This is a genomic window from Flavobacterium sp. (assembly GCF_024710485.1).
Lineage (GTDB): Bacteria > Bacteroidota > Bacteroidia > Flavobacteriales > Flavobacteriaceae > Flavobacterium.
The window spans coordinates 1-14,483 of record NZ_JANJUQ010000033.1 but is presented as its reverse complement, the minus strand read 5'-3'; the positions used below and the strand labels follow the sequence as shown (position 1 = coordinate 14,483).

General features: G+C 38.8%; 14 protein-coding genes. All 14 read left to right on the top strand.

Translation table 11 applies throughout. The annotated features are described in order from the left end of the window. The 14 genes from Q0M21_RS08865 (at position 1) to Q0M21_RS08800 (ending at position 14,075) form a co-directional block, all read left to right on the top strand. Positions 1-1,056 (top strand): 2Fe-2S iron-sulfur cluster-binding protein, encoded by a 1,056-nt coding sequence (locus tag Q0M21_RS08865; protein ID WP_295337218.1) that lies wholly within the window; start codon positions 1-3, stop codon positions 1,054-1,056. Beyond that, the gene (nuoH, locus tag Q0M21_RS08860; protein WP_295337215.1) at positions 1,049-2,080 is read left to right on the top strand and encodes an NADH-quinone oxidoreductase subunit NuoH; all 1,032 of its coding nucleotides are present in this window, start codon (positions 1,049-1,051) and stop codon (positions 2,078-2,080) included. The genes Q0M21_RS08865 and nuoH overlap by 8 nt, the downstream gene beginning before the upstream one ends. A gap of 6 nt (positions 2,081-2,086) precedes the next feature. After that, positions 2,087-2,638, top strand: coding sequence for an NADH-quinone oxidoreductase subunit I (locus tag Q0M21_RS08855; protein ID WP_295337212.1), 552 nt, complete (start codon positions 2,087-2,089; stop codon positions 2,636-2,638). Beyond that, positions 2,638-3,153: an NADH-quinone oxidoreductase subunit J gene (locus Q0M21_RS08850; protein WP_295337210.1), complete on the top strand. Its 516-nt coding sequence runs from the start codon at positions 2,638-2,640 to the stop codon at positions 3,151-3,153. The genes Q0M21_RS08855 and Q0M21_RS08850 overlap by 1 nt, the downstream gene beginning before the upstream one ends. Then, positions 3,153-3,473 carry an NADH-quinone oxidoreductase subunit NuoK gene (gene nuoK / locus Q0M21_RS08845; RefSeq protein ID WP_295337207.1) on the top strand — a complete coding sequence of 107 codons (321 nt, stop codon included), beginning with the start codon at positions 3,153-3,155 and terminating at the stop codon, positions 3,471-3,473. Before Q0M21_RS08850 ends, nuoK begins: the two co-directional genes overlap by 1 nt. Before the next feature lie 6 nt (positions 3,474-3,479). Beyond that, a complete protein-coding gene (gene nuoL / locus Q0M21_RS08840) occupies positions 3,480-5,357 on the top strand; it encodes an NADH-quinone oxidoreductase subunit L (RefSeq protein WP_295337204.1) in 1,878 nt (625 codons plus the stop codon). A gap of 10 nt (positions 5,358-5,367) precedes the next feature. Continuing rightward, on the top strand, positions 5,368-6,804 hold the full coding sequence (locus tag Q0M21_RS08835; RefSeq protein WP_295337201.1) for a NuoM family protein: 1,437 nt from the start codon (positions 5,368-5,370) through the stop codon (positions 6,802-6,804). A 4-nt stretch (positions 6,805-6,808) separates the two neighbouring features. Further along, positions 6,809-8,188, top strand: coding sequence for an NADH-quinone oxidoreductase subunit N (locus tag Q0M21_RS08830; protein ID WP_295337199.1), 1,380 nt, complete (start codon positions 6,809-6,811; stop codon positions 8,186-8,188). A 418-nt stretch (positions 8,189-8,606) separates the two neighbouring features. Then, entirely contained in the window at positions 8,607-8,984 is a 378-nt protein-coding gene (locus Q0M21_RS08825) for a GreA/GreB family elongation factor (protein WP_295337196.1), read from the top strand. Between the two features lie 134 nt (positions 8,985-9,118). After that, positions 9,119-9,583 carry a hypothetical protein gene (locus tag Q0M21_RS08820; protein WP_295337194.1) on the top strand — a complete coding sequence of 155 codons (465 nt, stop codon included), beginning with the start codon at positions 9,119-9,121 and terminating at the stop codon, positions 9,581-9,583. A gap of 72 nt (positions 9,584-9,655) precedes the next feature. Beyond that, positions 9,656-10,921, top strand: coding sequence for a Y-family DNA polymerase (locus Q0M21_RS08815; protein WP_295337191.1), 1,266 nt, complete (start codon positions 9,656-9,658; stop codon positions 10,919-10,921). After that, complete coding sequence (locus Q0M21_RS08810) at positions 10,912-11,346, top strand: LexA family transcriptional regulator (RefSeq protein ID WP_295337188.1); 435 nt, start codon at positions 10,912-10,914, stop codon at positions 11,344-11,346. The genes Q0M21_RS08815 and Q0M21_RS08810 overlap by 10 nt, the downstream gene beginning before the upstream one ends. A 217-nt stretch (positions 11,347-11,563) precedes the next feature. Next, on the top strand, positions 11,564-12,394 hold the full coding sequence (locus tag Q0M21_RS08805; protein ID WP_295337184.1) for an alpha/beta hydrolase fold domain-containing protein: 831 nt from the start codon (positions 11,564-11,566) through the stop codon (positions 12,392-12,394). A 514-nt stretch (positions 12,395-12,908) separates the two neighbouring features. Then, positions 12,909-14,075, top strand: coding sequence for a Fic family protein (locus tag Q0M21_RS08800; protein ID WP_295337181.1), 1,167 nt, complete (start codon positions 12,909-12,911; stop codon positions 14,073-14,075). Positions 14,076-14,483: the final 408 nt, after the last annotated feature.

Genomic DNA, 14,483 nt, shown 5'->3' with positions numbered 1-14,483 from the left:
ATGAAAGTAACCATAGACGGTCAAGAAATTGAAGTAGCCCCGGGAACCACCATCCTGCAAGCTGCTCGTATGATTGGCGGAGAATCTGTTCCGCCAGCCATGTGCTATTATTCTAAATTAAAAGGAACCGGCGGTAAATGCCGTTGTTGTTTGGTAGACGTTACTAAAGGTAGCGAAGCCGATCCGCGTCCGATGCCGAAATTGGTGGCCTCTTGTGTAACAGGTTGTCAAGATGGTATGGAAGTGGCCAGCAAATCGTCTGACCGCGTGAAAGAAGCGCGCAAAGCCGTAACCGAATTCCTTTTGATCAATCACCCACTCGATTGTCCGGTTTGTGACCAGGCAGGCGAATGTGATTTGCAAAATTTGAGTTTCGAACACGGCAAACTGCAACAGCGTTTTGTGGAAGAAAAGAGAACGTTCGAACCGGAAGATATCGGTCCATACATCCAATTGCACATGAACCGTTGTATCGTTTGTCAACGTTGTGTGGAAGTAGCCGATCAATTAACCGACAAACGTGTTCACGGTGTTTTGAATCGCGGTGACCACTCTCAAATTTCAACTTGTGTTTCAGCGGCTATCGACAACGAATTCTCCGGAAATATGATTGATGTATGTCCGGTAGGTGCTTTGACAGATAAAACATTCCGATTCAAATCGAGAGTTTGGTTCAACAAACCGTTCAATGCACACAGAGAATGTACTACGCCGGGTTGTTGCGGAAAAACTACACTTTGGATGTTCGGTAACGAAATTCAGAGAGTAACGGCTCGCAAAGATGAATACCACGAAGTAGAAGATTTCATCTGTAACACTTGTCGTTTCGACAAAAAAGACGTTGCGGATTGGGTTATCGAAGGTCCTCGTCAATTCGAGAAAGATTCGGTAATCAACCAAAACAAAAAATACAATACTACCGAAAAAGTGGTTATTGAAACCGAAAAAGGCATTTTGATGGGACGTGATATCGACCGAAAAAAAATCAGTATGGCCGAAATCGATTACAATGAAAAAATTGATGGTAACCCCATAAACACTAAGAATAATGGATAGTGCTTTCATCATAGAAAAGAGTGTGGTTATTGTAACCGTATTCGCCATTACCATGATTATGGCGATGTATTCTACTTGGGCGGAACGTAAAGTAGCTGCTTATTTGCAAGACCGTGTAGGCCCGAACCGCGCCGGTTGGGGTGGTTTATTACAACCTTTGGCCGACGGTATGAAATTGTTTGCTAAAGAAGAATTCGAACCGAATACACCTAACAAATTTTTATTCTTTGTCGGTCCCGCCATTGCGATGAGTACGGCCTTAATGACCAGTGCCGTAATTCCTTGGGGCGATCAACTGGAAATCTTCGGGAGAACCGTAGAGTTACAAGCCACTGATGTGGATGTGGCTTTATTGTACGTTTTCGGAGTGATTTCTGTTGGTGTGTATGGCATCATGATTGGAGGCTGGGCTTCTAATAATAAGTTCTCGTTGATGAGTGCCGTACGTGCTGCTTCCCAAATGGTTTCTTATGAAGTAGCTATGGGATTATCGATGATTGCTTTGCTGATGATGACCGGAACCTTGAGCTTGAAAGAAATCTCGGAACAACAAGCCGGTATGAACTGGAATGTATTCTACCAACCGGTAGGATTCTTAATCTTCTTAATCTGTGCTTTCGCTGAAACTAACAGAACGCCATTCGACTTAGCCGAATGTGAATCGGAGTTGATTGGTGGTTACCACACTGAATATTCATCCATGAAAATGGGCTTCTATTTGTTTGCCGAGTATGCTAACATGTTCATCTCCTCTGCCATTTTAGCCATCTTGTACTTCGGAGGTTACAACTATCCGGGTATGCAATGGATGATTGATAACGTTGGTGTGAATACCGCAAACTTATTGGGAATTGCAGTTTTATTCATTAAAATCTGTTTCTTCATTTTCTTCTATATGTGGGTACGTTGGACCATCCCGCGTTTCAGATATGATCAATTGATGCACTTAGGTTGGAAGGTATTAATTCCGCTTTCTATCGTAAACATCGTAATAACAGGAATTTGCATTTTAGCTTTTAAATAAGAAACTATGTCAACAGCAATACAAAATATATCGCTTTCCGGAAAAAAGAAGCAGGTTTCCAATAAGGAAATGACGTTCTTGGAGCGACTTTATTTGGTGGCCATCGTAAAAGGCTTACTCATAACCATTAAACACTTCTTCCGTAAAAAAGCTACGATTCATTATCCGGAGCAGGTACGTACTTTCAGTCCGGTGTACCGCGGTCGTCACATGTTGAAACGGGATGAACAAGGTCGTGAAAACTGTACCGCCTGCGGATTATGTGCTTTGTCTTGTCCGGCTGAAGCCATCACTATGAAGGCTGCCGAGCGTAAAAAAGGTGAAGAGCATTTGTACCGCGAAGAGAAATACGCCGAAATCTACGAAATCAATATGTTGCGATGTATTTTCTGCGGTTTGTGCGAAGAAGCTTGTCCGAAAGACGCTATTTACCTAACCATTTCTAAAGAATTAGTTCCGGCGCAATACGACCGTGAAGACTTTATTTTCGGAAAAGACAAATTGGTGATGCCGTTGGAAATGGCTATCAAGAATACTCAACTTAAAAACGCTAACTAATGTCGCCTATATTAATTACCTTCTACTTTTTAGCAGCCATTACATTGGCCACGGCGTTTTTAACCATTTACAGTAAAAACCCGATTCACAGTGCGATTTACCTTGTACTTTGTTTCTTTTCCATTGGCGGTCACTACTTGTTGTTTAACGCACAGTTTTTGGCCATCGTACACATTATAGTGTATTCGGGAGCGATTATGGTGCTTTTCCTGTTTACCATCATGTTGATGAATTTGAATAAGGAAAACGAAGTCCACAAACCGCGCATTACCCGATTAGGTGCTATAGTGGTTTTCATCTTGATGAGTATCGTTTTGGTAACCATCTTTATCAATTCGAAAACCATCATGGGCGAATACGATACTTCGGGCGAAGATTTCCAATCGATTAAAACTCTTGGTAAAATATTATTGAACGAATACATGGTGCCATTCGAATTTGCTTCCATCTTATTGTTGGCGGCCATGATTGGTGTGGTTTTATTGTCTAAAAAAGAAAATACGGAGAAAAAATAATGAACAATATTTTAAATCAAATAGGAATAGAAAACTACATCTTCCTTTCGGTACTTTTGTTTTGTATCGGGGTTTTTGGAGTGTTGTACCGCCGAAATGCCATCATCGTTTTCATGTCTATTGAAATCATGTTGAATGCAGTAAACTTATTGTTTGTAGCTTTTTCAACATATCATCAGGACGCCGAAGGACAAGTATTTGTATTCTTCTCGATGGCAGTTGCCGCAGCAGAAGTAGCGGTTGGATTGGCCATCCTAGTTTCGGTATTCCGCAACATAGGATCGATTGATATTGATAATTTAAAGAATTTAAAAGGATAATCGGGAATGGAAACAAATTTAGCTTTAGTATTACTCTTATCTCCATTTGTTGGATTTCTTTTCAATATTTTCTTTGGCAATAAAGTAAGCCGAAACGTATCGGGCGCCATAGGAACGCTGACTGTAGTAGTTTCGTTCTTATTGAGCATTTGCTTTTTTGCCCAATTGACCCAAAACGGAAAACCGTTCGAAATTGCTTTATTCGATTGGATTCAGGTGAGTAATTTCAAATTAGACTTCGGCATTTTATTAGACCAATTGTCCTTATTGTGGTTGTTGTTCGTAACCGGAATCGGTTCGTTAATTCACCTCTACTCTATCAGCTATATGCACGATGACGAGAACATGCACAAGTTCTTTGCTTACTTAAACCTATTCGTTTTCTTTATGATTACGTTGGTTATCGGTAGCAACTTGTTGGTGATGTTCATCGGTTGGGAAGGCGTTGGATTGTGTTCGTATTTGTTAATCGGATTCTGGTACAAAAACCAACCATACAACGATGCGGCAAAAAAAGCCTTCATCATGAACCGTATAGGAGATTTAGGTTTCTTAGTTGGCATGTTCATTTTGGGAGCGATGTTCTCCACTTTAAACTACAACGAAATCAAAACGGCGTTAACAGCCGGTAATGCTGATTCTGCTTTATTAGGTCTAGCGGCTTTGTGCTTGTTTATCGGTGCTACCGGAAAATCAGCGCAATTACCATTGTACACATGGTTACCGGATGCGATGGCCGGACCAACACCGGTTTCTGCATTAATTCACGCCGCGACGATGGTTACCGCCGGTATCTTTATGGTAACGCGCATGAACTTCTTATTCGATTTAACACCGGATATTCAAAATATCATCGCTATTGTTGGAGCCGCCACGGCTTTAGTGGCCGCTTCTATTGGATTACTACAAAATGATATCAAAAAAGTCTTGGCCTACTCTACCGTTTCCCAATTGGGACTAATGTTTTTGGCTTTAGGGCTTGGCGCGTACACGGTAGCGGTCTTCCACGTAATTACTCACGCATTCTTTAAAGCTTGTTTGTTCTTAGGTTCGGGTTCGGTTATTCACGGCTTGCACGGCGAACAAGACATGCGAAAAATGGGTGGTTTGCGCAAAGCGATGCCAATCACTTTCTGGACGATGATGATTTCTACCTTAGCCATTGCGGGTATTTTCCCGTTTGCCGGATTCTGGTCTAAAGATGAAATCCTGATGGTGGCTTTTGAACACAATAAAGTATTATGGGTAGTGGCTTCGATTGCTTCAATTATGACTGCTTTCTATATGTTCCGATTGATGTACCTAACATTCTTCAAAGAATTCAGAGGTACCGAGGAACAAAAACACCACTTACATGAAAGTCCGCGTTTAATCACGATTCCATTAATCATCTTGGCAGTTTTAGCCGTTATTGGCGGTGCTATTAACCTACCGGGCAGCATGTGGTTAAACCATTTCTTGGAACCGATTTTAGTAGCCAAACACGAAGCGCACCATTTAGGCACGCAAGAATTTATGTTGATGGGTATTGCTTTAGCCGGTGCTATCGTTGGGATTATTTGGGCAAATGCCAAATACATCAAAGGTGGCTTTGTACCGAAAGAAGATGCGGATATCAGTGGCTTCAACAAAACAGTTTACAACAAATATTATGTGGACGAATTTTACACCTTCTTAATCGTAAAACCGATCAACGGATTGGCTAATTTCTTCCGTACGACTTTGGAACCGGCTTTAGGCAAAGTGGTTTTCAGCTTCGGAACCTTAGCCAACGGCATCGGAACGCAAGGCAAGAAGTTACACAACGGAAACATCGGATTGTATCTTTTCGTTTTTGTACTGGGTATTTGTGCCATCATCACTTATTTATTTATCGCTCAATAATTTTTACATAATGGATGTAACTACTATATTATTATTACTGCTAATTGGTTCGATTGCTACGTTTTTTGCCGGAGATAAATTAGCTTCAAAAGTGGCCTTGGTATTTAGTTTGGGTGCTTTAGGATTGTCATTGTATTTGTTAAACTTAATGAGTCAAGGCACCCATATCAGTTTTATTGGAGAATGGATTGCCAATCCGAAAGTAACCTTAGCATTCAAAGCCGACGGCTTATCTATGGCCATGGTTTTATTGACCACCGCTTTGACACCCTTAATTGTATTTTCTTCATTTGGAAATAGTTTTAATAACAGTAAAAACTTCTACGCCTTAGTGTTGTTCATGTCGTTTGCCATGACCGGTACTTTCTTGGCTGCAGATGGTTTGTTATACTATATCTTCTGGGAATTGGCTTTGATTCCGATTTACTTTATCGCCTTAATTTGGGGTAACGGTGATGCTGAAGAACGCAAAAAAGCCGTGGTGAAATTCTTCATCTATACTTTGGGAGGTTCTTTGTTTATGTTGATTGCTTTTGCTTATTTGTATGCCAAAGCGGGCAGTTTCCTTTTAGAAGATTTATACCAATTAGAGTTATCCGCTGCTGAAGAATGTTGGATTTTCTTTGCTTTCTTCTTGGCTTATGCCATTAAAATACCGATTATTCCTTTCCACACTTGGCAGGCCAAAGTATACCAAAAAGCTCCAACCGTTGGAACGATGCTTTTATCCGGTATCATGCTGAAAATGGGATTGTACAGCGTTATCCGTTGGCAATTGCCTATTGCGCCAAGTGCTGCTAAAACCTATATGCCGATTCTAATCGGATTGAGTATAGCCGGTGTGATTTATGGTTCTGTAGTGGCTTTACGTCAAAAAGATTTGAAAAAATTATTGGCTTATTCGTCATTAGCACACGTTGGTTTAATTGCCGCCGGTTGTTATACTTTAACGCTTGACGGATTAAGCGGTGCGGTTTCACAAATGATTGCGCACGGTTTTGTAATTGTTGGCTTGTTCTTCGCTGCTGAAGTGATTTACAGAAGATACGAAACCAGAACGATAGCCGATTTAGGCGGGATTCGTTCGCAAACGCCTCAATTCACTTCGATGTTTATGATTTTGGTTTTGGCCTCCGTGGCTTTACCCGGAACCTTTAACTTCGTAGGAGAATTTACTGTGTTGTACAGTTTAAGTCAGGTGAATATTTGGTACGCTGTTTTGGGTGGAACTACCATTATTTTGGGAGCTTACTATATGCTGAAGATGTTCCAAAACGTAATGCTGGGCGAAACCAACACCAAAGTATTTGCCGAAGTTACCACTAACGAAGCTATAACTTTTGTAGCGATTATAGCGTTCTTACTGTTCTTCGGGTTGTATCCGAAACCGATAGTAGATTTGGTAACGCCGAGTTTGAATGAAATTTTAGCCGTAATTAATAAATAATAAAATGCAAGTATTAATAACAATAGTATCATTAGGTGTTTTTTGTCTGTTGGCAGAAATCTTCAATTTAAGAAAACTACTGGTTCCGGTTACTGTCATAGGTTTACTTGCCATTTTAGGAATCTCTTTGAATCTATGGGCTATCGACCCGAGCATCGACTCCAACTATGCGAGCATGATTACCGTTGATAAATTTTCGAACGCTTTCAACTCTTTGTTCATTGTACTGACCGTTTTCTTAATCGCTCTAAGTGGTGATTTTTATAAAGAACATCAAACCAAGATATCCGACTTTATTGCCATCAAAATATTCCTTTTGGCCGGAGCCGTTGCCATGGTTTCGTTTAGCAATTTGGCGATGTTTTTCTTAGGGATTGAAGTCTTGTCGATTTCCTTGTACGTTTTAGCAGCCAGCAAAAGATTGGACATCAAGAGCAACGAAGCCGGAATGAAATACTTCTTGTTAGGTTCATTTGCTTCCGGTATCATTTTATTTGGTATTTGTTTGATTTACGGTGCGACCGGTTATTTTAATGTAGCCGAAATTAAAGACTTGTCTTCGGGTGCCGGGATTCCGGTTTGGTTTCCTATCGGAGTGGTATTGATGATTATCGGAATGTTATTCAAAATTGCTGCCGCGCCATTCCATTTTTGGGCTCCGGATGTGTATGAAGGTTCTCCGTCAACAACAACAGCCACTATGAGTACGTTAGCGAAAGTAGTAGCTATGGCAACACTTTACAAATTGTTGAGCAATTTGAGCACGGAGTTAATCCCAACTTTTGAAATGGTGATTGTAGTGGTTTCTATACTATCGATGACCATCGGAAACATCATGGCGTTACGTCAGGACAATGTAAAACGTATGTTAGCGTTCTCCGGTATTTCACACGCCGGATTCATGTTGATGGCCATCTTAAGTTTATCAACTGCTGCCGGCACCTTGTTATATTATACGGTTGCCTATGCTTTAGCCGGTATCGCTTCTTTCGCCGTAATCATTGCGGTAACCCGTGATCAAGGCAACGAAATAACTGCCAAATTCAACGGTTTAGGCAAAACCAATCCGTTATTGGCCGCTGTATTAACCGCTTCTCTATTGTCTATGGCGGGAATTCCTATTTTCTCCGGTTTCTTTGCGAAGTTTATGTTATTCACAGACGCCATCAAAGCCGGTTATTTGTTCTTAGTGATTGTGGGAGTTATCAACTCCATCATCAGTGTGGGTTACTATTTCAAGTTGATTTTGGCCATGTATACCAAAGAAGCTACAGAAGCCAAAGAGGCCATCCCGATGGTATATTATTTAGTGGCCGTACTCTCTATAGCTTTAAACATTGTTATAGGACTTTATCCTTCCTTAGTTAGCAATCTGTTGCAATAAATAAGACTTACTTTACTATACAGCAACCCATCAACATTATACTTGATGGGTTTTTTGATTTGTTAATCTTTCTCTAAATACTTTTTTACCGTTTGTAAATGGCTTAATTTAGTGCATTACTAATGAATCCCTAAAGCGAATGTCTTCACAACACCTTTCTCCTAAAAAAGAATACTCATGGTATCCGGTGCTGCTCTTGGCTTATCGCCTTGAAGATGCTTTTTTGAAAAGTTCTAAAGACTTTATTTCCTAAGCCCTGCTAAGCCCAGGCAGGGACAATCCTTTCAGAAAAATACTTTACAAACCTTCAATTGTTATTGGTTATGGTCTTATCCGTTATGTCTTGCCATTACGCAAGATTTAAGGGTTGGGCTGTTCATAAAACCATGCCATCTATTGATTTAAAAAATAAAAAAAAATGTCACAATATATCATTTTAACAACCGGAATTTATGATTTAATAAAAGATCATATTCGAAGAAAGAAAGTAAGCGCTGCTGAAGAAGAAATCCTAAAGTTGGAACTTAAAAATGCATCACAAGTTACCCGAAAAAACCTCCCTGAGGATGTGGTTTCCATCAACTCCAGGGTGACCATTAAAGATTGTAACACTAACGAACAAGAGGTACACACCTTTGTAGCGCCGGATAAAGCCAAGCAAAGAAATAATACCAAATCAATACTTTCCCAAATAGGATTAGCTCTGGTAGGCTATAAAGTGGGTGATTTAGTGGAATGGCCGTTTGAAGACGGAATGAGACAGATGGAGATTCTTAAAGTGGAACAACAAGCTTAACTTGAGCAATAACATCAGGAAACTCCAATTTTTGATCTTTAACCTCCAAAACCATCAAGAGCAATTTTGATGGTTTTTTTATAATGAGTAGTCATAATTAAAAACCTATATTTGATTGTCAAATCCAATCCAATATGGAGAATTCCAGCGTATCCTCAGTGCTTCAAAAATTACCCTACGACATCATCGTATTCTTTCTCTTTTGCATGGCTATCAGTTTGTTTAGTTTTTATCTGAATTTAGACATCAACAAAGAACTCAAAACCTCCTTGATTCCTTACACCGGTTGGGGATTTGGCAGAGGCTATATGACGGCCATGCTTTTCATTTTGATTGGCTTGACGGCTGCCAAAGGCTCAACAAGCCGAACACTCCAATTCTTAAGAATCTTTATTATCTTATTAATGTCCGTCAACATTTATGACGGCGTACAAGATTGGCTTAGCATCACTCCGGAGGACTACACCAATCCCAATCCGTATTTGCGCTACGATGCATTGACACCGGTTTACACCATCATTACCCCTTCATTTTGGGTTTTGGTGATGCTGGCTGCTTTAGTTTGGAACTATTTCCAAAACAAAAAAAAGGCAAACTAAAATCAGAATAATGGCTAAAAAGTAACCGTAAAATTAACTTTGGTTCCACCGCAAAATTGTTACTTTTATACCATGTATGCTTTAGTCGATTGCAATAATTTCTATGCTTCCTGCGAGAGGGTTTTTCAGCCGCATTTGGTGGGAAAACCAATAGTGATTTTGTCGAATAACGACGGTTGCATCATTTCCCGAAGCGATGAAGCCAAAGCGTTAGGCATTGCGATGGGCGCGCCCGAATTTAAAGTGCGACAAGAACTCAAGGCCAAAAACATACAGGTCTTTTCCTCAAATTATCCGTTGTATGGCGACATGAGTCATCGGGTAATGAAAATCCTCGAAGGCTTTACGCCGCATGTAGAACCGTACAGCATAGACGAAGCCTTTATGAATTTTGACGGTGTTCCGGTGAGCGATTTTCACGATTATGGTTTGCAAATGAAAAGCCGCATTATGCAATGGCTCAGCATTCCGGTTTCGGTAGGTTTTGCGCCAACCAAAGCGTTATCGAAAGTCGCCAATAAAATTGCGCGTAAGTTTCCCGAAAGAACAAAAGGTGTCTATATCATCGATTCGGAAGAAAAGCGCGTAAAAGCCTTGAAATGGACTAAAATCGGAGATGTTTGGGGTATTGGATTCCGACTGACCAAAAAGATGCAGGAAAGAAACATCAACACGGCTTACGATTTCACGTTGCCGCAACACGAAGCTTATATCAAAAGTACCATGGGCGTAGTGGGTTTGCGTTTGAAATACGAACTCGAAGGCCAATCGGTCTTAGGATTAGAAGAGCCGAAAGACAAAAAAAACATTGCCATCACCCGAAGTTTTGCCGGAAATATTACCACGCTCGATGCCATGAAAGAACGCGTGTCGACTTTTGCCACGGTATGTGCCGAAAAACTCCGCAAACAAAAATCGTGTTGCCAGGGCGTCATTTTGTATTTGAGAAAAGACAAATATAAAGTAGACCGACAGCGCTATAATTTCTACCGTATGGAAACTTTGCCGTATGCTAGTAATTCTTCCATTACCATTAGCAACTTAGCGATAAAGATGCTGAAAGAAGTTTTTGAAGAAGGCGAAATGTATAAAAAAGCGGGCGTCATAGTGACCAACATTATTCCCGAAAGCCAAAAGCAATTCCATTTGTTTGAAGAAGAGAATCCGAAGCACTTGAAGCTCATGCAAGTGATGGACGACTACTATAAAAAAACCGGGGAGCGCAAAATCAAGCTCGCCAACCAAGACTTAAAGCGCACTTGGACCATGAAGCAAGAACATTTGTCTAAAAAATACACTACTGATATCCGTGAAATCTTGACCATAAAATGCCCATGAAGAGTCCGTTAACTTTTTTCAAACCCGATTTCGAAAACTCGAGATCCCTACCCTATTTTGAAGGCGGTATCAAGGCCGGATTCCCCTCGCCGGCTACCGATTTTGAAGGCACGCAGATTAGTTTAGATAAAGTATTGGTGAAAAACTTTGAAGCTACTTTTTACGCCAAAGCCGACGGGACTTCGATGATAGGCGCCGGTATAGACGATGGCGACATCATGGTAATCGATCGCAGTTTGGAACCTACCGACGGGAAAATTGCCGTTTGTTGTATAGACGGCGAATTCACCGTGAAACGCATCAAAGTTGAAAAAGACGCCCTCTACCTAATGCCGGAAAATGCTGCCTTCCAACCGATAAAAGTGACCGAAGAGAACAAGCTGTTGGTTTGGGGCATTGTGACTTATGTAATCAAGAGCGTTTAATTGCTTTTCTATTTGACATAATGTATGTTTTGATATACTACTCATATACTAAGTAGGGCTTTAGTAGGGAGGAGATATGGGGAAGCTGCAAAAGGAATGGGCCGCAGAAGCAATAACACATGTAAAATGACCACAAGACTTTATAACGCTACTTATACTTTTATCCAGATTAAACTTTTATCGGTCCTTCATGTCAAATAACCCAAAGTAAAACTCTATGAGAATATTATACCTTGTAATACTGGTTCTTCTTGGCTGTGAAAAAAACAATCAACCCGAAACTAACGGAGCCTATAGAATTACAAAGAATATTACCTACAATGCCATTAGTCTTGATGTAATCATTGACAAGCCTGTTTCAGACAATCCTGATGTACTTATAGTATTTCACGGCACTGTTCAATCAGACAGCGAAATTATTACCGCAGCCAATACAACTCTTAATAAATTCAAAGGAATTTTGGATAGAGAAAATATGATGATTGTAAGTGTTGCCTATCCTCAAGAGAACCTGCTTTTTGGAGACAATATTGCTCAAGCTGAAGCGGCCTTATTGTGGGTTAAAAACAATGCTAATCAGGAATTAGGCATTACGGTAGGCAAGGTTTTTTTAGCCGGACACTCTCAAGGAGGTTATTTGGTTACACGTTTAAACACCATGTATGAAACTAATGGTGTAATTGCCAATGCTCCCGGCCCGTTAAATCTTGTATACCGATGTGGTCTTGAAGAAAATGAACAAGTGGAATCTAGTGCTGTCTGTATCAAATTACAAAATGTTTATGGTTTAACAACCGTAAATTCAGAGGCCTACTTTGAACGCTCTTTATTGAATTTTACAAATGGCTTTAAATCAGACATCCTCTTTTTTCAGGGACTAAATGATTCTCCGATTCAATTGCATTCATGGCCTATTTTTAAAGAAGATGTTACGAACTGTACCAATTGTCAAAATAGCCAATTTATTGAAATCCCCGGTGGTCATGCCGCTTTATTTGAAAATGCTTCCGCTAAAACTGCGTTTAATCATTTTATTAATAGCAGATAATTCACTTTGATAAAAGAGCGGTGGTAAAAGCGGCAAATAAAAAGGGGATTTCTTTATATGGAAATGATGAGAAGTAATTTTAGAGTACACCTAAAAGTACACCTAAGAAATCAAAAAAGCCCTCACATTGCTGTGAAGGCTTTTTTTTAGTAGCTCCCCCTATTGGAGAAAGTTACAAATTTGATGCGATGATTTCTTATTCAACTCTCTTAAAATTAAACAAGTACAATCTAACAGATTAATTTCATTGTATTTTTTTTAATAGGGCTGTTCTTCAAGTTAAGATATCCGTCAAAAACACAAAACCATTTATTTTAAAAAACTCTGTCAACTATATTTTTAATTCTTTTTCTAATCAATGTTAAATGTTGTTATTAAAAATTTGAAATATTATGCGTAAGTTTGTACCATTAAATAGTTGATAAATAAGGTTTTTTGTTGATAAGTTTGAAATGTTTCGTCTTGCATTTTTGAAATCTTTTTGTTCAACAATTGAAATCTATATATAAAATATATGAGTCAGGCATCTTTTAAACCATATGAATTAAAATTGATTGAACCAAGCTTTGGTTCAAAGCTAACTGATTTAATTATTGAATTGGAACACCTGAGAAAGAAAACATTAGGTGGCTCAACCCATCCACAGGTTTTTTTTCAATTGAAACATTTATTTCACACTTTAGAGAGTATTGGTTCTGCAAGAATTGAGGGAAATAACACAACAATAGCTGAATATATTGAAACAAAATTAGATTCTGGTGATACGGAAAAAAACAAATCACATAGTATAATTGAAATTCAGAATATTGAAAAAGCGATGGAGTTTATTGAATCCACGATTCAAGATTATCCTATCAATAAAACTTTTGTTAGTGAATTACATAAAATTATTGTAAAAGATTTACCTCCACCACCAAATGGTGAAGGCGACTTAACACCGGGAAGTTACAGAAATAAAAATATTAAAATTTTAAACTCTTTGCATTTACCACCTGACTCATTCTTAGTTGACACCTATATGGATGAGTTATTCTCGTTTATAAATAATGAAGATTCTTCTAAATATGATTTATTAAAATCCGCAATTGCTCATCATAGGTTTGTTTGGATACATCCATTTGGTAACGGTAATGGTAGAACGGTTCGTTTATTTACTTATGCAATGCTGATTAAGAATGGATTCAATGTAAATGTGGGTAGGATTATAAATCCAACGGCTGTTTTTTGTAGTAATAGAAATGGTTATTATGATAATCTTGCAAAAGCTGATAATGGGACTGATAGTGGTGTTTTGGAGTGGTGTGAATATGTTTTGAAAGGATTAAAAGAAGAAATTGAAAAGATTGATAAACTAACAGATTATGAATATCTGAAGAAAGAAATTTTAATCCCGGCCATTAACTTTTCATTTGATAGGCAAATCATTACTGAAGTTGAATCTAAAATTCTGAAAGAAACTATTGAAAAACAAGTCGTTCAAAATTTAGACCTGGAGAGGTTTTTTAAAGGAAAAGCAAAATCGGAGATTTCAAGACAAATAAAAAAGTTGATAGATAAGAAAATGTTAATTCCTGAGAGAGATTCAGCAAGAAAATATGTTTTAAGATTTGATAACAATTATTTACTTAGAGGGATTATCAAAATGCTTGATGAAAAAGGTTTTTTGCCAATCCGGGACTAAAATTGAAAATACACAATTATTTAAAACAGGTCAACAATAACGAAAAGGTTTATCCCCGGATAGTTTAATGCAATAACTCATAAAAACGACTTTTCTTCTTTGAGTTATAAATCGCACCACCCTTTCCAAATTTTGTATCATATTCCTTTAGATAAATCCGAGATTCTTTATAGGAATTTGGGTCACATAGTTGGAAAAAACGGTCAAATTGACCACCACTTTCCAGTCCAAATTGACCATCGATTTCGGTGCAAACTGACCACCCAATTCCAGTCCAAATTGACCACCTAAATTTTAGGGTAAATTAGCCATTAAAGACCATTACTTTTTTTCATGTTGTTGACCCATACATTCGTACAAAAAACGGATTATGGCAAATAAAGTAACAGACATGAGTAAGATTAGAAA

Bases quoted from the DNA above. Each gene is read 5' to 3' on its own strand.
- Q0M21_RS08855 (WP_295337212.1), top strand. From the start codon at position 2,087: ATGTCAACAGCAATACAAAATATATCGCTTTCCGGAAAAAAGAAGCAG.
- Q0M21_RS08805 (WP_295337184.1), top strand. From the start codon at position 11,564: ATGAGAATATTATACCTTGTAATACTGGTTCTTCTTGGCTGTGAAAAA.
- Q0M21_RS08865 (WP_295337218.1), top strand. From the start codon at position 1: ATGAAAGTAACCATAGACGGTCAAGAAATTGAAGTAGCCCCGGGAACC.
- nuoL (WP_295337204.1), top strand. From the start codon at position 3,480: ATGGAAACAAATTTAGCTTTAGTATTACTCTTATCTCCATTTGTTGGA.
- nuoH (WP_295337215.1), top strand. From the start codon at position 1,049: ATGGATAGTGCTTTCATCATAGAAAAGAGTGTGGTTATTGTAACCGTA.
- Q0M21_RS08825 (WP_295337196.1), top strand. From the start codon at position 8,607: ATGTCACAATATATCATTTTAACAACCGGAATTTATGATTTAATAAAA.
- Q0M21_RS08800 (WP_295337181.1), top strand. From the start codon at position 12,909: ATGAGTCAGGCATCTTTTAAACCATATGAATTAAAATTGATTGAACCA.
- nuoK (WP_295337207.1), top strand. From the start codon at position 3,153: ATGAACAATATTTTAAATCAAATAGGAATAGAAAACTACATCTTCCTT.
- Q0M21_RS08850 (WP_295337210.1), top strand. From the start codon at position 2,638: ATGTCGCCTATATTAATTACCTTCTACTTTTTAGCAGCCATTACATTG.
- Q0M21_RS08820 (WP_295337194.1), top strand. From the start codon at position 9,119: ATGGAGAATTCCAGCGTATCCTCAGTGCTTCAAAAATTACCCTACGAC.
- Q0M21_RS08830 (WP_295337199.1), top strand. From the start codon at position 6,809: ATGCAAGTATTAATAACAATAGTATCATTAGGTGTTTTTTGTCTGTTG.
- Q0M21_RS08815 (WP_295337191.1), top strand. From the start codon at position 9,656: ATGTATGCTTTAGTCGATTGCAATAATTTCTATGCTTCCTGCGAGAGG.
- Q0M21_RS08835 (WP_295337201.1), top strand. From the start codon at position 5,368: ATGGATGTAACTACTATATTATTATTACTGCTAATTGGTTCGATTGCT.
- Q0M21_RS08810 (WP_295337188.1), top strand. From the start codon at position 10,912: ATGCCCATGAAGAGTCCGTTAACTTTTTTCAAACCCGATTTCGAAAAC.